We start from the raw sequence: 22700 nt of genomic DNA on the forward strand, positions 1-22700 counted from the left end.
GGCGTATCAAACAGCAAATTAATTTAAAACTTTATTTATGCAGCACACACTTACTCCAAAAAAGTTGCTCCACAGTAAGTGGACGTCAGTGAGTCCAGCGCACAAAGAAAAGCACTTTATGGTCACGTCAGTCGAGTTTGATGAAGATGGCAAAGTGATAGAGTGTATTATTGAAGCCTTGATGACGAAACGTGAAATTGCCATTAATTGGCGCGCGCTCAAAGACCCTAAAATTTGGAAAATGGGCTGGAAGTAAGCCTAAGCTAAGTTTCTTTTTTTCGGTAGGCACTGGGTGTCATGCCGGTGTGCTTTTTAAAGGCGGTATAAAAAGCAGACTTAGAATTAAAACCAACCGACATAGCCACATCCAGTATGGTTTTATCACTGTGTATGAGGCTCTGCTTTGCTGCATCGACACGGTGTTGATTTACAAAATCAAAAAAGCGGATATCTAGCGTTTCATTCAAGGTTTGAGAAATGTAATGACTCGGTGCATGAATGTGCGCTGCGAGCTTTGGCAGTGATAAAGCAGCGTCTAAATAGAGCTTATCACCGTGCATTGCATGCTGTAATTTTGTGGCTATTCTTTGCGCTTGCTGGGTATCTAAAGCAGAGCGCTGATACTTTTCTTCACTGCTTGATGTCGGCTCGCCCGTCAGCGTTTGATTGGGCACAGAGGTGCTCTCAAGGTGATAGCACTCCGCAAACCCCGGCTTTTGTCTTAATCCCCACAGAGATAAGCTATATACAAGCAGTAATAGTAAAGTGGCATGCAGATACGGGCTAAGCTGAATTGGACTTAGCAGGTTATTGAGTACTAAGTTCGTTGCGATGAATAGCCACACGCCGCCGACAGAAGTTAATAACCAGACCAGCCAGTGCAGCTCTTTTTGCTCGGTAGATGCAAACACATCTTTGAGCCTGATATGGTAATCACGCAGCAGACTGAGGATTTTGTAAAAGTACCAAGCTGATTGCACCACCCAACCGAGCACGCAGACAAACGTCATGATCAGTAAGCCATAGATGATTATTTGAAGCAGGTTGGGGGCGTGTGCAATGACGGTGAGCTCATCACTCACTAAAACCCCATGTTGATAGCGTGCAGGCAAACACAGGGCAATGAAGGCAATGATGCTACCAACACATGCGGGGATCAAATGCCTCACATCATGACGTGAGAGTTGCCAAGGGGTACTACTGGTCAATGCTTTAGCGTATAGCCATAAGCTTGGCGCGATCAGTAATAAGGCGGGTAAGGACGTAATGAGATTGAAAATTTGCCACTTGATTGGCAGTAATACTTTGCTGATGGGCAGCATGGCAATAAGCCCAATGGCGAGCAAACAGACTGCCAAAGGCCAATAAATTTGATAAGTACGCACCCGCAAAATCAGTTGGTGTGCACTAAAAATAATGACACATAATGTGGCCACATTGAGGGCAAATAGACTGGGGTGTTCTACAATCATCCGTCTGACCGAGACCTTATTATGAAAATAAAAATAAGTATATAAAACAGAGTTCTAAATAAGTTTCAAACCATGATTAGCGCCAAGCTGTTTTGCTGCTTTTGTCCTGCCCAATCAGCTAGGACGACCTCTTTTTAATCATCTTACATAATCATCGCATCCTTCACCAGATGAATTAAGTGAGTAAATAATGACTAGCAACAATCAACCCGTCGCATTTAATTGGCCAGTGATCAGTGGCCTGCTTTTAATCATGGCGATCCCCGGTATACCCGCCATCATCATTATTGCGTTAGTACTGTTAGGTCAAACTGATGTTTTAGGTATGGCTGATGTCATACACCCTCAGTACTTAGCTGCGCCTGCAGCGATATTAACCCATGCGATGGCGGGGGTAACATTCTTTTTAACCATGCCTTGGCAGTTTTCGCCTCGTCTTCGTATTCGCTACCCGCGCTGGCACAAGCTTGCTGGACGCGTCGCGGTGATAGCTGGTTGCACTATGGCGTTATCTGGAATTTGGCTACACCTTGTGTTGTCTCCAAATGAGTTAGGTGGGCGCTTTATCTCGTTGGTTGTGATGAGTATCGCAATTGTGGGGGCGTTTTCAGTGGCAGTTTGGCAGATAGTACGCGGACAAGTGGCTGGTCATAAAAAGTGGATGATGCGCGCGGTGGCGATAAGTTTAGCGGCCATTACACCGCTATTTATTGGCGTGATAGTGCATTTGGTGCTGGGTCATTGGCAAGAGACAATTGCGCCTCTGCTCACGCTTTACCATGATTACGACAGATTGGTCGCCATGTTGATTAACCTAGTCGTGGTTGAGTGGTTAAGTAAAAAGCCTCAAAAAGCGGGCGAGCCAAACAGGTCTGCCATGTCATCGCCATTGTGTGAAAAATAAAGACGCCGTGTTTGAAAAAAACGTTAGAGCGTGGTTTTGATATTCATTATCAATTTATTTTTGAAACTGATTTAAAAATATACACTATTATCAATATGAGTTAGGTGTATTAAAGTGATCCGCAGACATGATTGACACGGCTAAAGGGCAAAGGGGAGCGCAATGAGCAAAACCATATTAATTACCGGATCGACAGATGGCATTGGCAAAGCCTGTGCAATTACCTTGTTGATGCAAGGGCATCGTGTGTTATTACATGGTCGTAATCAAGATAAGTTAGATGCATTGTGTGAGGAGTTATCAACGCGCTTTGGCAGTGAACGTGTGGCAGGTTATTGTGCAGATCTGTCTGTGATGGCTGAGGTCACTTCGCTGGCAAAGGCCGTCACTGAAGATAATACCCAGTTAGATGTATTGATCAACAATGCTGGCGTGTTTAAAACCACACAAACGCTGACCAATGATGGCTATGATATGCGCTTTATGGTCAATACCATTGCCCCTTATATTTTGACCAACGCGCTGCTCGCCATTGTGCCAAAACAAGGGCGTATTATTAACTTATCATCTGCTGCTCAGTCGCCGTTTGAGGCGAGCGAGTTATTAACTCCCAGCAACCTATCGTCGGGGGCTGTGTATGCAAAAAGTAAATTAGCGCTGACCATGTGGTCGATGTGTATAGGTGCACAATTAAAAGCGAGTGGACCGTGTATGGTGGCAGTGAACCCCAAGTCTTTTTTAGGCAGTAAAATGGTCCAAGAAGCTTATGGTATGCAAGGCAGTAGTGTGCAGTTGGGCGCGGATATTTTGGTTGAAGCGGCCCTGGGTGAGCGTTTTGCTGACGCTGGCGGGCTGTATTTTGACAATGACATTAATCAATTTAGCCCACCCCATCAAAGCACCGTGGATCAAAGCTTGATGGCCGAATTAATGGAGACTTTGACGCAGTTACAGCAACAAGCAAAGCTAATTTAATCCCAGTAGGGCACATCTCCGATATAGGCTTTGAGATAGTCAATAAACACGCGCACTTTGGGGGCCAGCATGCGAGAACTTGGATAAACTGCCCACAGTGCGGTGTCATTGACAAGGGGCGCCTCTTTTAACACTTGCACCAACTTGCCTTCTTGCAGTGCTTGATAGGCACACCACATTGAGCACAGAGTGATCCCCATACCGCGTATGCACGCATCCCGAATGGCTTCGCCATTGTCTATTTGCAGTCCACCGATGGGCTTAAACTTGATGTGCTCTGTCGCACCTTCAAAGACCCAGTGCTCTATGCCGGTTAGGTTAATCAGGGGGTGAGCGCTTAATTGTTCAACTGAGTCGGGCATACCGTGCTTGGCAATATACTCAGGGGATGCACATAAAATACGGGTATCACTGGCAAGTTTACTGGCTATCAGGGAAGAGTCACTCAGTGCCGCATTGCGAATAGCCACATCGAAACCCCCTTCAACCATATCAACGATACTGTCGCTCAAGCGAAGATCTATTTTCAGTTCAGGGTAGCGCTGTGTAAATTCCACCAACGCGGGCACGATGTGCATACGCCCAAATGAGGCCGGGGCGGTGATCCGCAATGTCCCTTGCGGTGTGTGGCTACCTGCGCCGATGGCGGCTTTAGCGACTTCAACGCTCTCGAGTACAGACTCTGCATGGGGTAAAAAAGCCAACCCTTCTTCAGTTAAGGCCACTTTTCGGGTTGTGCGATAGAGCAGTTGTGTTTCCAGCGTCTCTTCTAATTTATTGATATGGGCGCTGGCAACCGCTGCAGAGAGCCCCAGCTCTTTACCTGCTAGGCTAATGTTATGTGTGGCGGCGATGCGGGTGAATAATTTTAAATGCGCAATGTTCATTATCAATAAAATCTAAAAACTGATTGTATTTATATCGATATTATCAAGAGTATAGTTAAAAAATATACTGTTTGTATTCACTGAACGAGGATTTAATCATGAAAGCAATGGTCATCAATGAATTTGGCGGTACAGATGTATTTACACAAACAGAAGTGACAAAGCCGGAAGTCGGCACGGGACAGGTTCGCGTGAAGATAATGGCAAGCAGTATCAACACGGTGGATATGATGATCCGTGAAATGGGACCCGCGCTGCCACTCTCGCCTGCACTGCCCGCTATTTTAGGTATGGACTTTGCTGGCGTGATTGAGTCAATTGGTGAGGGCGTAGACGGTTACCGCGTTGGTGATGAGGTCTATGGTTGTGCGGGGGGCTTAGCTGATCTGCCAGGTGCACTGGCTGAATACATGATTGCTGACGCCAATTTAATTGCACATAAGCCGACTTCATTGAGTATGCGTGAAGCCGCAGCCCTACCATTGGTCGGGATCACTGCATATGAAGGCTTGGTACGTGCAGGCGTTGCAGATGGTCAGCGCGTACTTGTACATGGTGGTGCAGGTGGTGTCGGTCATGTGGCGGTGCAGTTAGCGGCTCATTTTGGTGCAGAGGTGTTTGCAACGGGCTCTAAACCAGACCAATTGGATTTAATCACGCGTTTAGGTGCGACCCCCATCAACTATCAAACGGAATCGGTGGCGGATTATGTCACAACGCATACGCAAGGGGCTGGCTTTGACTTGATATACGACTCGGTAGGTGGAGCAAACTTATTGAACTCATTTGAAGCGGCGGCACTAAACGGCCAGATTGCGACGACGGTGTCGTTGGCTGAGATTGATTTATCTGTGGCGCATTTTAAAGGGTTGTCACTGCATGTGGTCTTTATGCTTATTCCAATGCTGCATAATGTGAAGCGCGCTGAGCATCACCATATTTTGGCCAGTATGGCTGACATTGTCGATGCAGGTAAGCTCAAACCTGTGCTTGATGCTGCAGATTTGAGCTTTGCACAGGTCGGTGATGCGCATGCACGATTAGCCAGTGGCCAGGCGATGGGTAAGGTTGTAGTGAGTAACCTTTGGTAAAAAGAATTCGGCACTGGCTGTTGCAGCAATTAAAATAGGTGCAGATTTGACAATGTACCGCTATGATAAAATTATGTGTCTAAGCGTATGAGTTGTCAGTGTCTTTTTATTTATTATCGCTATTGTTGATGTTTGCGTTATTCGGTGTGGCATCGACTTATTTATTGCGCTTTATGTATTGTTACTGGTTCAAAAAGCGCTTGGTGCTATCTTATTTGGGTTCTGCGGGTTTGTGTGTTGTCTTGGTGGTGCCATTGCTACTGCTGAACCACTTCTTAGCGGGATAGGCAGTGATAGGGCTCACTGCCTATAAACTTATTTCAATACGATTGATTTGCAAGTATTGCTGATGCACAGTGCTTGAATGGGTAGCACTGGCTCGCAAATTTCACTTGCGATCTTATCTTTATTATCGGCTTGCTCAGCTAGGGTGACTGCTTTAGCCGCGCGTTCGACATCGTCTTCATTCACATTACGTGACGAGTACACTAGGTATCGGCTTGGCCCACCACAGGTTAGTCGCTCGCCAACTGCAATGACTTTGCATTGAAAGCTGGCATCACAGCCTTTATCTGCAATGACCTGTTCAAGCGAACTGCTGGAATGGTTCTGAGTAAGTTGTGCGCCTGTTTCGGTGGTTGCACAGCCCGTCAAAAATATCATTGATAGACCAAAAACAATGCCGAGTTTACACTTCATCGATAGTCCCTAGTTGGTGATTTGTTCGTACCACCTAGTGTAACACAAGTATTTTCAACACATTGAGTTGTTGGCTGACGTAAATGTTCACAGATGCTGATCATGCCATGTTTGGCATTATATTGTGCTTCACTGTCAGTGAGTTTTTTAGCTAGCTCGTAAACTTTGTTTTGATCTGCGGTTTTGGTAGAGAATACCAAGTAACTTGAAGGCCCACCACATGCGCGGCTACCCACAGGAATGGCAAGACATTGGCTATTACTGTCACAGCTTTTGTCTTTGGTAATGAAGTTTAAATACTTATGCTGATTTTGGATCCCAGCTTGTGAGATTTCATCTTCGTTGAAGTGGGCAATGGGCTCAGCTTTGGTGATCATTTTCGCCGGTGCTGGCTTACCATGGCCAGTATCGTGGCGCACTGCTGACTTAGTTTGTAGTTGTGCTGGTGCCAGTTGTTTTTTATTTTGCTTAACCGGTTGCTCAGCGACTTGTGATTGCGTTTGTTGTGACTGGGTTGTTTCAGAGTCTGCTTTTGTACTGGAACACCCTGAAATAACCAATAGGCTAGCGAGCGTTAGCTTAAATGCGTTCATAATCTATCCTGTTTTTTTTTAACAGTGTGCCGTGCTTTGTGATGAGATACAAGAGCCGGCACGCTATGGGTTGAGCAACTCAATGGGTGAAAACTGTCCCAATTCAGTGAGCCATAGCTCGCCTGTATCATAGCTGAATAGTCTCAGGCGAGCGTGCATAAACCCAATATAAGATTAGAGCGCTTTTTGCTTACAGACCACCCTCAGTGAGTTTTTGTGGATCAAGTAGTGTTTTAAGCTCATCTTCACTCAGATCCGTATGCTCTGCGGCAACTTCAATAATGGGGCGCCCTTCTTTATAGGCTAGTTTCGCAATGGCAGCTGCTTTTTCGTAGCCGATCACCGGATTCAGTGCAGTCACTAAAATTGGGTTACGCGACAGTGCACGCTGAATGTTTTCTTCATTGACTTTAAACGTTGCGATGGCTTTATCTGCGATTAGGCGAGAGATGTTTGCCAACAACTCAATGCTTTGTAGGATGTTGTAGGCAATCACAGGTAGCATGACGTTAAGCTCAAAATTTCCTGACTGACCACCCACTGTGATTGTGGCGTCGTTGCCGATCACCTGCGCACTGACCATGGCCGCTGCTTCTGGGATCACAGGATTGACTTTGCCCGGCATAATTGAAGAGCCAGGTTGCAGTGCTTGCAGTTCAATCTCAGCTAAGCCTGCCAATGGGCCTGAGTTCATCCAGCGTAGGTCGTTGGCAATTTTCATGTTTGCGACGGCCAAAGTTTTTAACTGGCCAGAAAGTGCAACGATGGCATCTTGTGAGCCAATGTTGTAGAAGAAGTTTGCACTAGGGTTAAAACGAATACCCACGTTGCTGCTTAAGTATGTATTAAATGATGCAGCAAATTGCTTATCAGCGTTAACGCCTGTTCCCACAGCGGTGCCACCTTGGCCTAGCTGATACACTTTCTCTAGAGAAGACAAAATGCCTTCGTATGCTGAGTCAATTTGCTGTTGCCAACTGCTGAGGGTTTGAGCAAACGTTACAGGCATCGCATCCATTAAGTGTGTACGACCAGTTTTTACATGGTGACCCACTTCTTTGCTCTTTCTTTCAATGGTTTGTGATAAATGCTTAAGCGCTGGAAGCAGTTCATAAACCGCCGACGTTGCGCTACTGACGTGGATTGCCGTTGGGATCACATCATTTGAGCTTTGCCCCATGTTGACATCGTCATTGGGGTGGATGTTTAAGCCACTTTGCTGGCTAGCAAGTGTCGCAATTACTTCATTGGCATTCATGTTTGAGCTGGTGCCAGAACCAGTTTGAAATACATCAACAGGGAATTGGTCTAGGTGAGCACCATCAATGATTTGCTGACAGGCTGTTGCAATGGCTTTGGCTTTATCTTGATCTAGGTGACCTAACTGTGCATTGGCTTCTGCTGCAGCTTGCTTGATATAAGCAAGGGCACGAATAAAGCTGGTTGGCATGGTTAAGTCACTGACTGGGAAGTTGTTCACAGCACGCTGTGTTTGTGCTTGATACAGTGCTGTTTCTGGTACTTCTAAAGTGCCCATGCTATCAGATGCGGTGCGGTAAGTGGTCATACTGACTCCTAGTTAAAAGGATTAAATTCGTGACTGATGATCCTAGCTTCGCGCTCAAGGCGGTAAAAAGGCGCCATAGAACGGTGTTGTTTTTTATAAAAACGTTTTAGTGCTAGAAGCGGTTTATGAAGTTGCTCGAAACATTGTTGGCGAAAGCTCTGGTGAACGAGTGGATCAGCAATGTGATTGAGTAATTCAAAAAAGACACGTCGTAAATAGAGTTCTTGTAACAATACGCAGGGTTTTTTTTCATACCACTTAGCCAGCTTAAATCCATCTTCGATAAAATTGGCCACATGTACAGGGGCCTCTAAGTAAGGGCGTTCACATTGTGTATCTAAGCGGGGTTGAAACTGACATAGAACTTGCGGTGTAACCATGACGTATTATACTTTAGTGTAACGATAATTATTATCATTACACTAAAATAGGAGATTGGCAACCCTTATGCGGATTGTAAATGATGGCGTTGTTGTCAGTTATAGCCCAAGATAAACTGTTCTGTGGTTTGATCTTTTTCCTGCTCTTTACTGCTGAGCAGATCAGCGACTTCTTGTTGATAGGTTTGCTTAGACTCAGCGGCTTCTTGCTCTGGGATATGGCCTAAGCTTTGATTGGGCATATGTGTCACTTTTGAGTACTTCATTTTTGGCATCTCCATACAGGGTTTTTGAACGGGTACACTAGGTACTTATAGTCAATACCTATGTTTTTTGCATACCATATACCAAAATTTTTTTATCTATATTTATCAGCACAGTAAATAGACATTAAGAATAACTCGTTGCAAAATGAGAGTCACATTGCGCCAGCTCGGCGCGTAAATGGTCTATTTAGGTGCAAAATGACAAAGCCATACTCTCAAGCATGTGAAAATAATAAAGGGCCGATTTTAGCCCATTTAGGGCCTTTCATCGGTGAGATGCAGAGTGTATTAGAAGTGGGCTCTGGGACTGGCCAGCATGCGGTGCACTTTGCCAAAGCACTCCCTCATGTGATCTGGCAAACCGCTGACTTGCCTTGCAATCATGAAGGGATTATCAGTTGGTGTGAAGAGGCTGCGCTGGATAATTTGCGCCTTCCATTAGCGTTGGATTTAAACCAACAATGGCCTGTGGCAAAGGTGCCAGTGATTTATACGGCCAACACTTTGCACATCATTTCTAAAGCGCTGGTAGAGCGCTTTTTTAGCGGTGTTGAGCGTCACCTCGATACTGACGGGAAAGTGATAATTTATGGCCCGTTTAATTATCAAGGCGCATTTACGTCGCAAAGTAACGCCCAATTTGATGCTTTTTTAAAGTCTCGTGACCCGCACAGTGGGATCCGTGACATTGAATGGATTATGGCCCTTGCGACGGCTGCAGGCCTTAAGTTAGTGGCTGATCATGCCATGCCAGCCAATAATCGACTACTGTGTTTTAAACGGCAGTAATGTGGTGCACTGGCGTGCATAATGGGTAATTTGGGTGCGCTCGGTATTGATAAAATCGCCTATCGCTTGGCTAAATAAAGGATGGCAGATGGTGTGATACGAGCGCGTAAACACCGGCTCAAATCCTCTTAGCAGTTTGTGTTCCCCTTGTGCGCCAGCGTCAAAACGCGCCAATTTATGCGCAATGGCATAGTCGATCCCTTGGTAATAACATAGCTCAAAATGTAAGTGCTCACTATGCTCTAGTGTTCACCAATACCTGCCATATAATGTGTCTTTATCTTGAAGGTATAAGCTGGCAGCAATCAATTCCTGTGCATTGGATTGGTCGTGTTTTCGATAGGCACAGCAGAGCTTTACTTGCTCTGGAATGGCATTAAACAGCAGCTCAAAAAATGCGCGAGTTAAATAGCCATTGTGTCCAGAACGTTTACGATAGGTCTGACAGTAACATTGATAAAAAAGATCTATGATATTTTTATCAATGTGTGATGCATCAAGCCAGGCAATGGACAGCTCTGAGCTTTTAACTTTGTCGCGTTCTTTTTTTATCATTTTGCGCTTACGCGCTTTCATGGTCGCTAAAAAGGCATCAAAATCTACATAACCTTGATTATGCCAATGGAATTGCACACCATGGCGTTCAAGTAACTGCGCACTGGACCAAGCTTCCTCTTGGCGCGGGAAATTGACGTGCCAGCCAGACCAAGCTTGTTGCGCCGCTTCTCCATCGAGAACAGATTGAATGAACTGATATAGTGTCTCTGTGGGTGCTTCACATAAAAGCCGCGCGCCGACTACCGGCGTAAACGGCACACCAGATAACCACTTGGGGTAGTAATCTAGGTTGTGTCGCTCATAGGCTTCTGCCCATGCCCAATCAAATACATATTCCCCGTATGAGTGGCTTTTAATATATCCAGGCAAAATGGCGACTGGGTGCGCGGTGTCTTGCTGGTATACCACCAAGTGATAAGGCTGCCAGCCTGTTTCGCGTCTTACACTGCCACTGAGTTCAAGGGCTGATAACCACGCATAGCTGGTAAATAAACTATCACCTGCTAAACGCTGCCAATGCGATTGCTCTACGGCACTGATGCTTGTTACAAATTGATGACGATACGACTTAATGGACATGATGATTTAAGAACTCACTGAGTTGTTTGACCAAACCTGCGTAGTCAGGATTAAAAGTGACTCTGGCAAGTGGTGTGTGTGCCGCTTTATTGGTGCTGTGGTGTTCGCCAAAGGTAATTTGCTGTGCAGATTTACATGCTTGGTAGGCGGCTTCATCGGCAAAATAGCTGCCGCAGTGGCGATACGCGCCCTGCTCACCGTAGTAGGGGTGATGTTGTGGTATCAGCAAACCAACGTGCGACATATCAATGACCTTGTCTAGTTTATCAATGCGTGTGAGTGCTATACGTTGGTCAAGCTCTATGGGATTATTTGCATAGAGCCGTAGTGCCAAGGGGGCGTTGTGTGTTTTGGCCCATCGCGTTAGCAAGTTCAGTGTGGCTTGGCTATCTATGGTGGCATCAACATCGCTCATTATGGTTAAGATAGGCAGATCTGTTGGCACGCTACTTTGCATCATATCAACCATAACATTATGTACTAAGGCTGCTGCGGCAAGGGGGAAAGACTCATACTTGGCAAAATCGAGATCGGCATCTTCATCCAGCCAATTCATCAGCGGTAGCCAATCAACCCACTGTGCCATCCAGCTGTTTTTGTTATGTGACTCTGTGGCTGGCGCAACCAATGCCAAGGCTTTGAGGTTAGATGGTGTGCGCTTTTCAATCTCAAGGGTCGCTAATGCCGCACCGGTTGAGAAGCCCATAACGGCAAAGTGCTTGAAATCTCTGCTGGTACGCTCAATGGCGTAACTGACATGACGCTGCCAGTCGCGGTTGGATACACGCCTTAAATCATCTGCTGCCGTGCCATGGCCTGGTAACAGCAAGGTTCTGACATTAAAGCCCTGGCGATATAAATCTTGTGCAATGGCATTAAAAATATAAGGTGAATCGGTTAAACCATGGATCAGTAAAATGCCTTTGTCTTGGTTGTGATGTAAAAGCTGGTAAGGGGCGATGTGATCAAGGACTTGAGTTTGCTTCGCTTGCACAGGCACAGCAGCTGGCAGTGGACAGGGAAGCGTTGCCCGTTTGTTGCGCTTTGATATCAGGGCTCTGGTGGCATCGATATACTCAGCGTAAGCCATATTTTTTGTGAGCGTAATGGTGGCGGGACCTATGTTATTCGCATTGCGGTATTCGCCAGTTTGGATGCCTTTTACGTACTGTTGATGATCTGTGGGCAGTGTTGTGCAGTCGTGTGCAGAGGCACTGACTACCCACAGTGTTGAGATTAAGCCGATGAATTTTTTGAGCATATTTGAGCGTAATGAGCCAGACATGCTCCTAGCTTATCGCGATCAAGGGGTTTTGCAAGATGGCTGTTAAATCCAATGGCTAAGGCATAAGCTTTGTCCTCAGGCATGACATCTGCGGTGAGCGCCACAATGGGTAATGCTTTTTGATCGTATTGCTGACGCAGTGTCGACGTGGCCTGATAGCCATCTAATATCGGCATTTGGCAGTCCATCAGTACTAGGTCAAACTTGCCTTGTTGGACGGTTGCAATGGCTTGTTGACCATTTGCTACTAATTCATAAGTCACACCAAAAGAGTCTAACATGGATTTGATCACGATTTGATTGACAGGGTTGTCTTCTGCCACCAAAACGCGGAGTGTGGCAATCTGCGTTTCATCGAATTGCGGGCGTGAGACACTGGTTGCTTCACCAAATGGACAGCGGATAGCAAAGTGAAAGTGGCTGCCAACATCTATTTGGCTTTCGACATGTAAACTACCGCCCATTCTATCAGATAGCTCCTTGCTGATAGCTAAGCCCAACCCCGTGCCGCCAAAACGTCGTGAGGTGGAATCATCCGCCTGTACAAACGGCGAGAAAATATGTTCGATTTGCCCGGTATCGATGCCTATGCCAGTATCTGACACGCTGAATTGGACCCGATAATCGGCATCGCTTTCTATTACTTCACAGTGCAAACTTACTTGACCATGCTGGGTAAATTTAAGCGCGTTACTACACAAGTTGATCAACACCTGCTCTATTCTCAGCTCATCACCTTTAAGCCAAACGGCATGGTCAACGTTACTGTACAATCGCCAACTTAAGCCCTTTTCTTTGGCATTGGCAGAGAATAGGTTATCCATATGAGCAAGTAACTTTTGTAGGTCAAAGTCATGTTGCTCTATGTGTAATTTATTCGATTCGATTTTGGTGATATCGAGAATATCGTTTACAAGGCCCAGCAATGTCTTGGCGGACATGTTGATATGCTCGATATATTTTTTTACAACGTCGATGGACTGTGAGGTTTTTGTCAAAGAGGCAAAGCCGATCACCGCATTGAGTGGAGTGCGGATTTCATGGCTCATATTGGCAAGAAAGCGACTTTTTGCTTGGTTTGCTTGCTGTGCATCTTGCAGGGCTACATTAAGCGATTCAGTGCGTGCTGCGACCAAGTGGTTAAGGGCGATATTTTGGTAATTATAGAGCAATACTATAAAGGTGATGAGCGCACAAATACATAGTTGCAGGGTCAATAGCCAAATCGTTTGCTGATGGTTTAAGTGGCTTATATAGCTGTCTTTAATTGCCAAAGTTAAACGCCATGTTTGGCCCGCAAAGCGAATTTGAGTGCTGTAGTGGGTGTCAGCATGATAGGGTTTTTGGTCAGTATCATAGTTACTGAAAAAAGGGGTTTCACTGTTGCCATCATAAAAGGCGAGGTCGTAATTATTCGCCAATGTCATTTTGAGTACTGAGGTGAGCAAGACATCTGTTTGTACTACACCAATGGCATACCCGACAATATCTGCATTGAGTGTTTGCTGTGTCGTGTCGTTTTGATGAAATACTGGTGAAAAAAGTACATAGGCAGGCTTGGCTGGCTGTGTTTGTACCAGCTTAACCACATTGGTTGCTCTGGGCTGCAGAATAATTTCTGGGTCTTCTAAAGCGGCTTTGCGATTGGCCCGAGAGTATATATTGAAACCGAGCGAGGCAAAATTTTCTGCCTGCGGGGAGACATATTTAACCACCACCATTGGGTCACTACTATTGAGTGGAGGACCATGCAATAACACTTCCTTTCGGTACAGTGTATCTAGTTCTACTTGTAAGGTATGTGCGTCTGACTGCGCAATGCGTTGCCCCCAAGAAACAGCGAATAAAAAGGGATAGCGCTTCCTTTGCTGTTGGGCTATTTGCATAAATTTATCTTGGCTAAATTGGGGTTGAGATTGCAATTTAGCAGCGACACCTTGTACTGCAAGCATACTGAGATTGACATGTCTGAGTACGACATTTTCGATAATATCGACTTCGCGCTGTGCCTCTCTTTGCGCTGCTTTTAAGTTCGCCTGATTAGATAAATAGGTGGTGGCGGTGACTGACAGAAACAGGATTGAGCAGGTTGCCAACATGATGCGCTTGTGTTGGTAACCACGCGGTTTAAACACTGTTATATTCAGCAGCATGAGCAGTAAAGGGGTAAAAATCAAAATGCCAAGGCTGTCCCCCAGCCACCAAGCAATGACATTTTGCCAGTGCTGTGAAAAGGTATATTGCGGGTTAAACAGGCTTAAAGCGAGCATACCAATATTGGCTGACGTGACATTGGCCAGTATGCCAACCAGCAACACATAGTAAGCGATGTTCTTTCTTGAGCGCATTAATAATGGGTCGCCAAGCCATAACCGCATTAAATATCCACCGACTAAGCCCTGTATTACAGCGCCTGAGGCGACCACCGTTACTTGGACAATATCACTGTAGTGATTGATATGGGTTTGCAGCCCAAAATAGGTGGTCCAATTAAATAGGACAGAAGCGAAAAATATTGCAGGTGCAAAGCGCCATCCCCATAAAAAGCAGCCAACAAGGGCAATACCTGCTGGCAGCCAAATCGGCAGCACCTGATCCTCAAATGCGATGAGGGTAAAGAGTTTTCCAAAGCCAAAGTAGCTTAGCGCCAACCCGATATAGGCAAACACATGATGCAATGACGAGCGGAATTGAATGTGCATAAACTAAATGCCTTTAAAACTCATAGTGGAACGCCGCGTTTATTGAAGGTTTGCTTCAACACAATGGTTGATTCAACAGCTGCAATAAAATCTAACGATGCGAGGCTGTGCTTAACAAAGTGTTCATAACTGGGTAAGTCCTCAGCAATGATCTCCAGTAAGTAGTCATGACTGCCAGATACCACAGAACAACTTCTGATCTGTTGCAGTGCATCAACATGGTTTTCGAAACTTTCTGCCGCTTTGACTGAGTTTTTGGTTAGACGAATAAATGCATAAACAAGAACAGAGTAGCCGACAGCTGGAGGTGATATATCGGCATGATACCCCAAAATGACACCATCCTGTTGTAGTTTTTTAACTCGGCGTAAGCAAGGTGTATCGGATAGGCTGGCTTGCTCGGCAAGTGCCGCGTTACTCAGTCGCGCATTCTGCTGTAATGCGCTAAGTAAAATCCTATCTTTGTTATCAATGTCGGCCATATTAGTTAATTCTGCTACTTTTTTGTATTTAAAGCTGGTATTCCTCTAATAGAGTTTAACGATTAATAAATAATTGGCAAATATTGCTTCTGGTGTTTTGTTAGCCTGTTACTAATGCAATTTTCAGGATTTTAACAATGACAAAAAGAACAAAAGAGTTTGATCACTGGATAAGAAATGAGTTTGTTATGTTCAATGATTCGTTAGAGGGTATGTACCGTGAGCAAGCAGATCCGGCGAATGTGGTTGGTGTGGGTGAAGAGGTAAAGCAGCAATTACTGTTAGAAGGGCAGAAATATATTGAAGCGCTGCTCAAAGAGGGGAACACTGATGAAGGGTTTGACAACGCATTTGATCTACTAGGTAATGTTGGCTTGTATATGGCTGCATGTCGTAGACATGAGTTGACGGAGCCGAGTAGAGAGCGACACTCCCCATTAAAAGAGGCATCTGCACTTGCTATGCATATTGGTTCATCTATTGGTGTGACGCCAAGATTTGCAACAGCACACTTAACAACACACAATACTTCTATTAATGGGACATACAAGCGCTTTACCAGCGATCCGGCTGAAAAGCTTTTTATCGATTATAATACACGCGGTATTTTGGCGTATAAACGTGCTGCAGAGGCGCTGTTAAAAGTGCAGCCGTTGGGTATTTCGCACCCCATGGCGCCGGTTTTACTGGAGGAGGTAAAGCGTGCGCTGGTGGATGTGATTAATTCGAATCAGGCCTTATTTAAGCAGTTAGATACAGCCTCATTTTTTTATGTCGTCAGGCCATATTACAAGCCATATCGGGTTGGGAAAGAGGTTTATCGTGGAGCGAATGCCGGTGATTTTGCAGGGATCAATGTGATTGATATGATGTTGGGTTTGTGCCAAGCCAATGACGTGGATTACGCCCAAATCTTAGTCGAAAAGTTACTGTATATGATGCCTGAAGATCAGGCGACGTTAAAAGAGTGCATGCGTTTACCAAATTTACTTGATGCATTTTTAGCGGCGCAATCACATCGTCATGAAAGCTGGTATCAAGAGACGCTCAAAGTCTTTTTGCAAGCGTGCAAATTACATGGTGATACGGCAATACAGCATCATAATCAACTTGTAGAAAAGTACATTTGCGGGCCAGCTAAAAACCTAGCCAATCAACATCTAGATAAAGTGACCGCTAGCGGCCCGCCCTTACAGGTGTTATTGGGTCAGCTCGAAACCCTGCGAGATAAAAGAGCGGCTGCAAAACGCGCTGATTTGGATACGCGTCATGATGACTTAAAGGTATTGCGACAGTCTTTGATTAAATCTGAGGTTTACCATGCAAGCGAATGATTTTTTTATGCCAGAGGGCACTTATTTATTGAGCCACTCGGTGGGGCGTATGTTAAAGACAGCACCTGTGCATTTTACAGAACAATTTTTTAATCCATGGCAGCAACAAAATCGTGAACCTTGGGCGCAATGGTTAGCAGGCGTGATGCAGTTTAATCAGGCATTGGCAAAGTTATTAAATGGCCATGCAGATAATTTTTGTCCTCAAGCAAATTTGTCCAGTGGATTGACAAAGTGGCTCATGAGTCAATCATCGCTGCAAAATAGGCGGGTGCGTGTTTTGCTAAGTGAAGATGATTTTCCGAGTATGGGGTTTGTATTGCAACAGGCACTTGATGATGTTGAATTGTGTTTTATACCTGCCGGTGAAGATATGAGCGCGCTATCTACTTGGCAGGCACATTTAAACCAGCATTATGACTTGGTATTTGTCAGTCATGTGTATTCGAATACCGGTCAGCAAGCACCTGTGCCAGACATTATCCCTCTGGCTAAACAGCTTGGTTGTAAAGTGATTGTAGATATTGCGCAATCTGCGGGTATTTTGAATGTGGATTTGTCTTTATGGCAAGCCGATTGTGTTCTTGGATCGTGTGTAAAGTGGTTATGTGGTGGCCCCGGTGCCGGGTTTCTTTGGGTGTCTAACGAATCTTTAGCCATGTGCGCGCCGAAAGATGTCGGTTGGTTTTCTCACCAAAATCCATTTGAGTTTGATATTCATCATTTTGCTGCACATGACACTGCGCTGCGTTTTTGGGGTGGAACACCTTCAGTCGCTCCTTATATTATGGCCGCTAATAGTATTGATGCTTTGAATGAGTTTGGTATTGAGCGAATACGAGCACACAATTTGCAATTATTAGCGCGGATCTGGCAGGCGTTGCCACAGCTGTGTACTTCGCCAAAAAATGCAGAGCAATGTTCAGGAACCCTGATTATGAATACAGGCAGTAAGCTCGAGACTTGCTTATATGCTTTAACTGAGCAGAATATTGCTGTTGATGCGAGGCGTTATGGGCTGCGTATTTCGCCGCATATATATAATAGTGCTACAGAAGTTGAGCAATTCATTGAGGTGATAAACTCACTGACATAAATCTAAATCATTTAAAACCAAGGGCTTTTTTGGTTTTTGCTTTGACTGAACGCCAGTGTGTGACTGGTACTTTGGGTGCCAGTTTATCAAGGTGATCAAAATTAATGTCACTGAATGGGAGCTCACCTTGATGCGCTAAAATAATGTGAGTTGGTTTGATCTCCCTGATCCTTTGTAAAGAATGACGATACCGGTTTGGATAAAAGACTGGATACGGAGGAATGAGCTCGCCTTTGACTTTAACCAAGAGATCAGCAACGTATAGGCGTTGTGTGTCATGATGATAAAGGGAAAGATCTCTGTCTGTATGACCGGGTGTATGCAACACTTGCCACTGAGGAAATTCAGGTAGATAGTCGTTATCGGATAGGTAGTAATCAGCATTTAGCTTTCGGCTATACCATAAGTTTTTGCGCGCTTTGTTTTTACGTCCTGCAACCCACAGTGCGAGGAAAATATCAGACCAATGCATCAATATCCCATCGATACCACTGTACCAATGGCCATCAACTTTCGCAGTGGCGATTTTTGCGCCCGTTCGCTTTTTGAGCAAATGGGCACCGCCGGCATGATCCGGATGCATATGCGTGACGACGATCAGTTTAAGATCGCTCAATGATCTTAACAGCACGTTACCGATGAAGTCACAGACAAGATCAACATCTGCACGTGTGCAGCCGTCAAGTAAGAGTAATTTGTCAGGATATTCAACTAAGTAAATTTGCTGAATATAGCCATCGATAAAGTGGATCTGCATGTGGGTTATCAGGTTTGCGACTGGTATTTATATTCATAACACATCTGACCAGTTTGTGAAGCGCAAATATCAATAAATGGAAAAGGGGTTCGAAAATAAGGGAGTAAATTTCAGACATAAAAAAACCGTCCATTGGACGGTTCTTTTACAAGATAATGGCGGAGGGGGAGGGATTCGAACCCTCGATAGGGCTACAAACCCTATACTCCCTTAGCAGGGGAGCGCCTTCAGCCACTCGGCCACCTCTCCGGCGCAAAACTTTAAATATGGCGGAGAGATAGGGATTTGAACCCTAGATACGCTATTAACGTATGCCGGTTTTCAAGACCGGTGCTTTCAACCACTCAGCCATCTCTCCATGGGCAACGATAATACTTATGGAATGAGTCGCTGTAAATAGTTTTTTAATCGTTTGCTGAAAAAATAGACAAAAAAGCGAAGTTATTGAATTGTTTGCCTGAAATTTATACTTTCTGGTAGGGTGTGTCTAAAATATAGACGCACATTCTACCTAGATGACCGATATAGGTTGGTCATCAAGGTAGTGGAGTTGCTATTTACTTATGCATGACCACGTGACTGAGGCTCAGTGTGCGTCCGATTTTGCTAAACCAAGCCATCCATTTGATCTGAGGCTTAGTTGCAATTGGACTTATTGATTCTTCAGTGGTCTGAGTATGGCCGCACGCAGCAGCTGAGTTAAGCATAGTTTTACTCCAAGTTGTTGACGGATTAATAATTTACCTGGCCATTTTGCATGCGATTTGGTTGAATTTAAAACGATAAAAATTGCCTCCGAAGTATTAGAAAAATTAATGAATAAATTATCCTTGCAGGCTCAATATTGAGCTAGTGAATATTTATGCAATGGTTTTTTGTGGCTTATTTGGGTTTTGCGGTTTTAATTTTGATCTTTTGAATAGTTATTCAGATAAAAAATATTGGGGTTTTTTATATTGTTAGTTGTTTATAGGCCGCATCGCGGAAAAAAAATGTTGGCGCACAAGGCATGGCTGGAAAAAATGGCCATGCAGCGACAATTAAATCTGCAATGGTACGCAACGTGTGGCTGTTTTGATGAGGATGTTGCACAGGTCAAGCTGCTGTTGATGCATCATCAGCAAGTCACTGTATTAGGTGGGGATGGCACATTAAATATGGTCGTGAATGCGTTATTTGATGGGGAGCAAGTATCTCAGTCTGCATCAGATAAGCGAATGGCGATATTACCGTGTGGCACAGGCAACGACTTTGCAAGGTCATTTGGGTACTCATTAGCACAATGGCGTAGTGCAGTATTTTCTGAGTGTAGCCGTCAAGTTGATGTTGGCTGCGTGGCTCAGCACTACTTTATTAACATGGCAGGTATTGGATTTAATGCTGAAGTTGTGGAGTCTATGGCTGGCGAAAAACGTTTTGGTGCAATGAGCTATACCTTTTTTGGTATAGCAAAGCTACTGACCTATGGTGGTATGGATGTGAAAATTGATGGTGTTAAGCAATCTGTCATGATGTGCCTTTTTGCCAATGGGCGTCATTTTGCGGCTGGGTTGACACCAACGCCGAGCGCGGCACTAGACAGTGGAGCCTTGCAAATGTTGGTGATACCTGTGTGCTCCTTGCCGAAGCGGTTATTAAGCTTTGCGCTGATGTTGGTAGGTCTGCACACGAGACTCCCTTGGGTGAAAGTCAGCAGTGGGCAATGTTTTGAAATAAGCTCACAGGGGGCCAAAATTGAAGCGGATGGTGAATTAATTGCAGTAACGCCAGCTAGGGTAACTACGCATGCGGCGTTACTGAGACTTAATGTGCCTAATTCGTTTGATATTGCTTAGCGGTCGAAAATGGTGTGTATTTAACAAGTAACTTTTTAGGCAAGAGCACTAATAAATTACCTGCGCAGATCAAGCCAAAGCCGATAAATGTATTCACCTGCCACGTAAATCCTTCAAACAAGGTACTGAGCACCACCGCAACGATAGGAAATAATACTATGATGTAACTGGCGCGTTCTGGCCCGATGTTTTTGAGCAATGAGAAATAACAGGCAAAGGCGATGACCGTACCAAAAACAGCAAGGTAAAAAAGAGACACCCAATAACTCGTATCCGCTTTAATTGTAAAAGACAGTGGACTGATAGCAGTATATGCGCCAAGTAATAGACTACTATAAAGCATGCCCCATGCATTACCTTCTAGTACACCGATTTCGTGATTGGAGTTACGTATACTGACCATGTTGCCGAGTGATGCGGCAAATGTGCCGAGCAAGGCTAATGCGAGCCCTGTTAATGTGGCTGTTGATAAATCGGTGCCGCCAAGCTCATGCCAAAATAGGCTTACAATCCCTAAAATACCAAGACCTGCGCCGATGTAACTCTTAAAAGCGATTGGTTTAGCAAAAAAGATGCGTGTGTTGATCATGTTTAAGATCAGCATAAACGAGAAGGCGATAGAGGCCATCGCGGAAGATAAAGTGCCCTGTGCCCAATATAAAAATAAGTAGTTCAGGCCAAAATTGCCTATGGCTAAGAGTATAAAAAAGCCGTGGTCGATAATATTGAAGCCCATTGGTAATTTTCGCCAAAGGACAAATCCCCACATGCACATAGCAGAGATAGCAAAGCGGTAAAATAGAGAGACAACTTCGTTGACCTGACCCAGTTGAAATTCAATAGCCAGCCAAGTAGATCCCCAAATAAGAACAGTCATGATGTATAACAGCCAATTTCTCATTGCTGGTCCTTGTGTGAGTTGATTATTGCAGCAGGTAGCAGTTTACTCGGATAATCTGTGTATAATAGATACAGAAAACACAATTTTTACCTATACAGATTTGGTGGCAGGGCAGCTATGCAAAACGGTCAGTTTCTTTATCAGCATGTGATTGAAGTCATCAATGACATGGTTTCTCAACAAATACTTAAACCGGGCGATAAGTTGCCTTCATTGCGAAAATTAGCGCAACAATTATCTGTGAGTATCCCGACAGTGAAACAAGCTTATTATTATCTTGAGGGACAAGGTCGAATATATTCGCGAGAAAAATCAGGGTATTTTTTATCTGAAGATGAGCAAACGACGCTACCTCGTCGATGCAAGCTTGCTATGGCGCCAACAGAAGTGAACAAGCAATCTTTAATCGAGCAGGTGTATGAGGGGATCCACGGACAACATGAGGCTAAGTTCGGTATTGCTAACCCTGTGACGGCGATGAGTGATGAAGCTGTATTGGCAAAAATGATGCGTAGTGCACTGAAGCAAGCGGGCGATCAAATGCTTCAATATGGCGCGATGGATGGATTGTTAAAACTGAAACAGCAAATTGCACAGCGTTATTTACGTATGGGCTTATCGGCTTCTATTGACGATATTGTAATTACCAATGGCGCCCAAGAAGCATTAGCGATAGCGCTGCAATGTGTCACGCAACCTGGTGACGTAGTGGCGATTGAATCTCCGGGCTACTTTGGCATCATCGAGCTTATCGAAAACTTAGGGCTACGTGCATTAGAAATCCCTGTTTGTCCAGATGATGGATTATGGCTTGAAGATTTGGCACAGGCGCTTATTCAGCACGATGTTAAAGCGTGTATATGTTCGACCAGTATTAATAACCCGGTGGGGAGTGTCATGCCTGAGCATCGTCGTCAAAGTTTACTTTCAATGTTAGTAGAGAATAATGTGACCTTGATTGAGGATGATGTTTATGGTGATTTGCACTTTTCTCAATACCGTGCCAAGCCTATTCAGTATTACGCCCAGTCTGGACAAGTTATCACGTGTGACTCATTTTCAAAAACAGCCGCGCCAAGTTATCGCATTGGGTGGATGTTAGCACCTGGATATGCACAAAGGGCAAGGCGTTTTAAGCGTGCATTAAGCTGTTCTTCTTCATTGATGAATCAATGGGTTTTGGCAGATTACTTAGTCTCAGGCGCGTACGACAGACACCTCAAAAAGTTGCGCTTGAGATTACAAGAAAACAAGCAAAAAATGCTGAGTTGTATTCGTCGATATTTTCCAGAAAATACCAGAATAAGTGACCCCAAGGGCGGTTGTGTTGTCTGGATTGAGCTGGACAAAAGTGTGGACGGTGGTGTGTTATTCAATTTAGCAATAGCGCAGGGGATCAGCCTAACACCCGGGCAGTTATTTAGTGCAACTGAACGATTTCAAAACTGTATTCGATTAAGTTTTGGTTTACCTTGGCAGGCTAAACATGAAACGAGTTTAAAGCAATTAGGAGAGATGGTGTCGACTGCATTAAGTCAGCCAAAATAA

General features: G+C 44.7%; 23 protein-coding genes, 2 tRNA genes and 1 pseudogene. 10 read left to right on the forward strand and 16 right to left on the reverse strand.

Annotated elements, in window-relative coordinates:
* Positions 1-37: 37 nt before the first annotated feature.
* Positions 38-256 (forward strand): TIGR02450 family Trp-rich protein, encoded by a 219-nt coding sequence (locus N477_RS12830; RefSeq protein ID WP_063363350.1) that lies wholly within the window; start codon positions 38-40, stop codon positions 254-256.
* A gap of 7 nt (positions 257-263) precedes the next feature.
* Here the strand turns inward: N477_RS12830 and N477_RS12835 are convergent, their stop codons facing one another.
* Complete coding sequence (locus tag N477_RS12835; RefSeq protein WP_063363351.1) at positions 264-1472, reverse strand: helix-turn-helix transcriptional regulator; 1209 nt, start codon at positions 1470-1472, stop codon at positions 264-266.
* A 190-nt stretch (positions 1473-1662) separates the two neighbouring features.
* On the opposite strand from N477_RS12835, the gene N477_RS12840 reads away from it, so the two are divergent.
* Together N477_RS12840 and N477_RS12845 are read left to right on the forward strand one after the other, a co-directional pair.
* Positions 1663-2376: a DUF2306 domain-containing protein gene (locus N477_RS12840; protein WP_063363352.1), complete on the forward strand. Its 714-nt coding sequence runs from the start codon at positions 1663-1665 to the stop codon at positions 2374-2376.
* A 162-nt stretch (positions 2377-2538) separates the two neighbouring features.
* Positions 2539-3351 (forward strand): SDR family NAD(P)-dependent oxidoreductase, encoded by an 813-nt coding sequence (locus N477_RS12845; protein WP_063363353.1) that lies wholly within the window; start codon positions 2539-2541, stop codon positions 3349-3351.
* Here N477_RS12845 and N477_RS12850 read toward each other — a convergent pair.
* Complete coding sequence (locus tag N477_RS12850) at positions 3348-4238, reverse strand: LysR family transcriptional regulator (RefSeq protein WP_063363354.1); 891 nt, start codon at positions 4236-4238, stop codon at positions 3348-3350. The two genes, N477_RS12845 and N477_RS12850, sit on opposite strands and share 4 nt — an antisense overlap.
* Positions 4239-4336: 98 nt before the next feature.
* Between N477_RS12850 and N477_RS12855 the strand changes: the two genes are divergently transcribed.
* Both N477_RS12855 and N477_RS12860 read left to right on the forward strand, forming a co-directional pair.
* Positions 4337-5329 (forward strand): zinc-dependent alcohol dehydrogenase family protein, encoded by a 993-nt coding sequence (locus tag N477_RS12855; RefSeq protein ID WP_063363355.1) that lies wholly within the window; start codon positions 4337-4339, stop codon positions 5327-5329.
* Positions 5330-5427: 98 nt separating this feature from the next.
* Positions 5428-5616: a hypothetical protein gene (locus tag N477_RS12860; RefSeq protein WP_063363356.1), complete on the forward strand. Its 189-nt coding sequence runs from the start codon at positions 5428-5430 to the stop codon at positions 5614-5616.
* 28 nt (positions 5617-5644) lie between these two features.
* On the opposite strand, the gene N477_RS12865 is transcribed toward N477_RS12860, so the two are convergent.
* The 5 genes from N477_RS12865 to N477_RS26030 form a co-directional block, all read right to left on the reverse strand.
* Entirely contained in the window at positions 5645-6028 is a 384-nt protein-coding gene (locus tag N477_RS12865) for a hypothetical protein (protein ID WP_063363357.1), read from the reverse strand.
* Positions 6025-6621 carry a hypothetical protein gene (locus N477_RS12870; RefSeq protein ID WP_081216569.1) on the reverse strand — a complete coding sequence of 199 codons (597 nt, stop codon included), beginning with the start codon at positions 6619-6621 and terminating at the stop codon, positions 6025-6027. Before N477_RS12870 ends, N477_RS12865 begins: the two co-directional genes overlap by 4 nt.
* 190 nt (positions 6622-6811) lie before the next feature.
* Positions 6812-8188: a class II fumarate hydratase gene (locus N477_RS12875; protein WP_063363358.1), complete on the reverse strand. Its 1377-nt coding sequence runs from the start codon at positions 8186-8188 to the stop codon at positions 6812-6814.
* A gap of 8 nt (positions 8189-8196) precedes the next feature.
* Positions 8197-8568 (reverse strand): hypothetical protein, encoded by a 372-nt coding sequence (locus tag N477_RS12880; protein ID WP_063363359.1) that lies wholly within the window; start codon positions 8566-8568, stop codon positions 8197-8199.
* A gap of 95 nt (positions 8569-8663) precedes the next feature.
* Positions 8664-8834, reverse strand: a complete 171-nt coding sequence (locus tag N477_RS26030) for a hypothetical protein (RefSeq protein ID WP_155731883.1) — start codon at positions 8832-8834, stop codon at positions 8664-8666.
* Positions 8835-9032: 198 nt separating this feature from the next.
* Between N477_RS26030 and N477_RS12885 the strand changes: the two genes are divergently transcribed.
* A complete protein-coding gene (locus N477_RS12885; RefSeq protein ID WP_063363360.1) occupies positions 9033-9623 on the forward strand; it encodes a DUF938 domain-containing protein in 591 nt (196 codons plus the stop codon).
* Here N477_RS12885 and N477_RS12890 read toward each other — a convergent pair.
* From N477_RS12890 to N477_RS12905, 4 genes and pseudogenes are all read right to left on the reverse strand, one after another.
* A pseudogene (locus N477_RS12890) lies at positions 9600-10760 on the reverse strand (GNAT family N-acetyltransferase). The gene N477_RS12885 and the pseudogene N477_RS12890 overlap by 24 nt on opposite strands.
* The gene (locus tag N477_RS12895; protein WP_063363361.1) at positions 10750-12045 is read right to left on the reverse strand and encodes an alpha/beta hydrolase; all 1296 of its coding nucleotides are present in this window, start codon (positions 12043-12045) and stop codon (positions 10750-10752) included. Before N477_RS12895 ends, N477_RS12890 begins: the two are co-directional and overlap by 11 nt.
* Entirely contained in the window at positions 11997-14747 is a 2751-nt protein-coding gene (locus tag N477_RS12900) for an ATP-binding protein (RefSeq protein WP_063363362.1), read from the reverse strand. The genes N477_RS12895 and N477_RS12900 overlap by 49 nt, the downstream gene beginning before the upstream one ends.
* Positions 14748-14767: 20 nt before the next feature.
* The gene (locus N477_RS12905) at positions 14768-15229 is read right to left on the reverse strand and encodes an Lrp/AsnC family transcriptional regulator (protein ID WP_063363363.1); all 462 of its coding nucleotides are present in this window, start codon (positions 15227-15229) and stop codon (positions 14768-14770) included.
* Between the two features lie 137 nt (positions 15230-15366).
* On the opposite strand from N477_RS12905, the gene N477_RS12910 reads away from it, so the two are divergent.
* Positions 15367-16563 (forward strand): PrnB family protein, encoded by a 1197-nt coding sequence (locus N477_RS12910; protein WP_063363364.1) that lies wholly within the window; start codon positions 15367-15369, stop codon positions 16561-16563.
* Positions 16550-17659 (forward strand): aminotransferase class V-fold PLP-dependent enzyme, encoded by a 1110-nt coding sequence (locus tag N477_RS12915; RefSeq protein WP_063363365.1) that lies wholly within the window; start codon positions 16550-16552, stop codon positions 17657-17659. Before N477_RS12910 ends, N477_RS12915 begins: the two co-directional genes overlap by 14 nt.
* Before the next feature lie 7 nt (positions 17660-17666).
* On the opposite strand, the gene N477_RS12920 is transcribed toward N477_RS12915, so the two are convergent.
* The 4 genes from N477_RS12920 to N477_RS26035 all read right to left on the reverse strand — a co-directional run bounded on the left by N477_RS12920 (position 17667) and on the right by N477_RS26035 (position 19123).
* On the reverse strand, positions 17667-18416 hold the full coding sequence (locus N477_RS12920; RefSeq protein WP_063363366.1) for an MBL fold metallo-hydrolase: 750 nt from the start codon (positions 18414-18416) through the stop codon (positions 17667-17669).
* A 156-nt stretch (positions 18417-18572) separates the two neighbouring features.
* Positions 18573-18665: transfer RNA gene (locus N477_RS12925), tRNA-Ser, on the reverse strand.
* 18 nt (positions 18666-18683) lie between these two features.
* Positions 18684-18774 (reverse strand) — tRNA-Ser (locus N477_RS12930).
* A gap of 199 nt (positions 18775-18973) precedes the next feature.
* Positions 18974-19123 carry a hypothetical protein gene (locus N477_RS26035; protein WP_155731884.1) on the reverse strand — a complete coding sequence of 50 codons (150 nt, stop codon included), beginning with the start codon at positions 19121-19123 and terminating at the stop codon, positions 18974-18976.
* A gap of 249 nt (positions 19124-19372) precedes the next feature.
* Here N477_RS26035 and N477_RS12935 point away from each other — a divergent pair, with 249 nt between their 5' ends.
* The gene (locus tag N477_RS12935) at positions 19373-20251 is read left to right on the forward strand and encodes a diacylglycerol/lipid kinase family protein (protein WP_063360863.1); all 879 of its coding nucleotides are present in this window, start codon (positions 19373-19375) and stop codon (positions 20249-20251) included.
* On the opposite strand, the gene N477_RS12940 is transcribed toward N477_RS12935, so the two are convergent.
* The gene (locus N477_RS12940; protein ID WP_063360864.1) at positions 20229-21152 is read right to left on the reverse strand and encodes a DMT family transporter; all 924 of its coding nucleotides are present in this window, start codon (positions 21150-21152) and stop codon (positions 20229-20231) included. The two genes, N477_RS12935 and N477_RS12940, sit on opposite strands and share 23 nt — an antisense overlap.
* A gap of 117 nt (positions 21153-21269) precedes the next feature.
* Between N477_RS12940 and N477_RS12945 the strand changes: the two genes are divergently transcribed.
* The gene (locus N477_RS12945) at positions 21270-22700 is read left to right on the forward strand and encodes a PLP-dependent aminotransferase family protein (protein ID WP_081216368.1); all 1431 of its coding nucleotides are present in this window, start codon (positions 21270-21272) and stop codon (positions 22698-22700) included.

Source organism: Pseudoalteromonas luteoviolacea H33-S (genome assembly GCF_001625695.1).
Classification (GTDB): domain Bacteria; phylum Pseudomonadota; class Gammaproteobacteria; order Enterobacterales; family Alteromonadaceae; genus Pseudoalteromonas; species Pseudoalteromonas luteoviolacea_B.

What these genes read in the sequence shown, in the direction of transcription:
- N477_RS12830 (WP_063363350.1), top strand. Translation starts at nt 38, where the DNA reads ATGCAGCACACACTTACTCCAAAAAAGTTGCTCCACAGTAAGTGGACG.
- N477_RS12835 (WP_063363351.1), bottom strand. Translation starts at nt 1,472, where the DNA reads ATGATTGTAGAACACCCCAGTCTATTTGCCCTCAATGTGGCCACATTA.
- N477_RS12840 (WP_063363352.1), top strand. Translation starts at nt 1,663, where the DNA reads ATGACTAGCAACAATCAACCCGTCGCATTTAATTGGCCAGTGATCAGT.
- N477_RS12845 (WP_063363353.1), top strand. Translation starts at nt 2,539, where the DNA reads ATGAGCAAAACCATATTAATTACCGGATCGACAGATGGCATTGGCAAA.
- N477_RS12850 (WP_063363354.1), bottom strand. Translation starts at nt 4,238, where the DNA reads ATGAACATTGCGCATTTAAAATTATTCACCCGCATCGCCGCCACACAT.
- N477_RS12855 (WP_063363355.1), top strand. Translation starts at nt 4,337, where the DNA reads ATGAAAGCAATGGTCATCAATGAATTTGGCGGTACAGATGTATTTACA.
- N477_RS12865 (WP_063363357.1), bottom strand. Translation starts at nt 6,028, where the DNA reads ATGAAGTGTAAACTCGGCATTGTTTTTGGTCTATCAATGATATTTTTG.
- N477_RS12870 (WP_081216569.1), bottom strand. Translation starts at nt 6,621, where the DNA reads ATGAACGCATTTAAGCTAACGCTCGCTAGCCTATTGGTTATTTCAGGG.
- N477_RS12875 (WP_063363358.1), bottom strand. Translation starts at nt 8,188, where the DNA reads ATGACCACTTACCGCACCGCATCTGATAGCATGGGCACTTTAGAAGTA.
- N477_RS12880 (WP_063363359.1), bottom strand. Translation starts at nt 8,568, where the DNA reads ATGGTTACACCGCAAGTTCTATGTCAGTTTCAACCCCGCTTAGATACA.
- N477_RS26030 (WP_155731883.1), bottom strand. Translation starts at nt 8,834, where the DNA reads ATGAAGTACTCAAAAGTGACACATATGCCCAATCAAAGCTTAGGCCAT.
- N477_RS12885 (WP_063363360.1), top strand. Translation starts at nt 9,033, where the DNA reads ATGACAAAGCCATACTCTCAAGCATGTGAAAATAATAAAGGGCCGATT.
- N477_RS12895 (WP_063363361.1), bottom strand. Translation starts at nt 12,045, where the DNA reads ATGTCTGGCTCATTACGCTCAAATATGCTCAAAAAATTCATCGGCTTA.
- N477_RS12900 (WP_063363362.1), bottom strand. Translation starts at nt 14,747, where the DNA reads ATGCACATTCAATTCCGCTCGTCATTGCATCATGTGTTTGCCTATATC.
- N477_RS12905 (WP_063363363.1), bottom strand. Translation starts at nt 15,229, where the DNA reads ATGGCCGACATTGATAACAAAGATAGGATTTTACTTAGCGCATTACAG.
- N477_RS12910 (WP_063363364.1), top strand. Translation starts at nt 15,367, where the DNA reads ATGACAAAAAGAACAAAAGAGTTTGATCACTGGATAAGAAATGAGTTT.
- N477_RS12915 (WP_063363365.1), top strand. Translation starts at nt 16,550, where the DNA reads ATGCAAGCGAATGATTTTTTTATGCCAGAGGGCACTTATTTATTGAGC.
- N477_RS12920 (WP_063363366.1), bottom strand. Translation starts at nt 18,416, where the DNA reads ATGCAGATCCACTTTATCGATGGCTATATTCAGCAAATTTACTTAGTT.
- N477_RS26035 (WP_155731884.1), bottom strand. Translation starts at nt 19,123, where the DNA reads ATGCTTAACTCAGCTGCTGCGTGCGGCCATACTCAGACCACTGAAGAA.
- N477_RS12940 (WP_063360864.1), bottom strand. Translation starts at nt 21,152, where the DNA reads ATGAGAAATTGGCTGTTATACATCATGACTGTTCTTATTTGGGGATCT.
- N477_RS12945 (WP_081216368.1), top strand. Translation starts at nt 21,270, where the DNA reads ATGCAAAACGGTCAGTTTCTTTATCAGCATGTGATTGAAGTCATCAAT.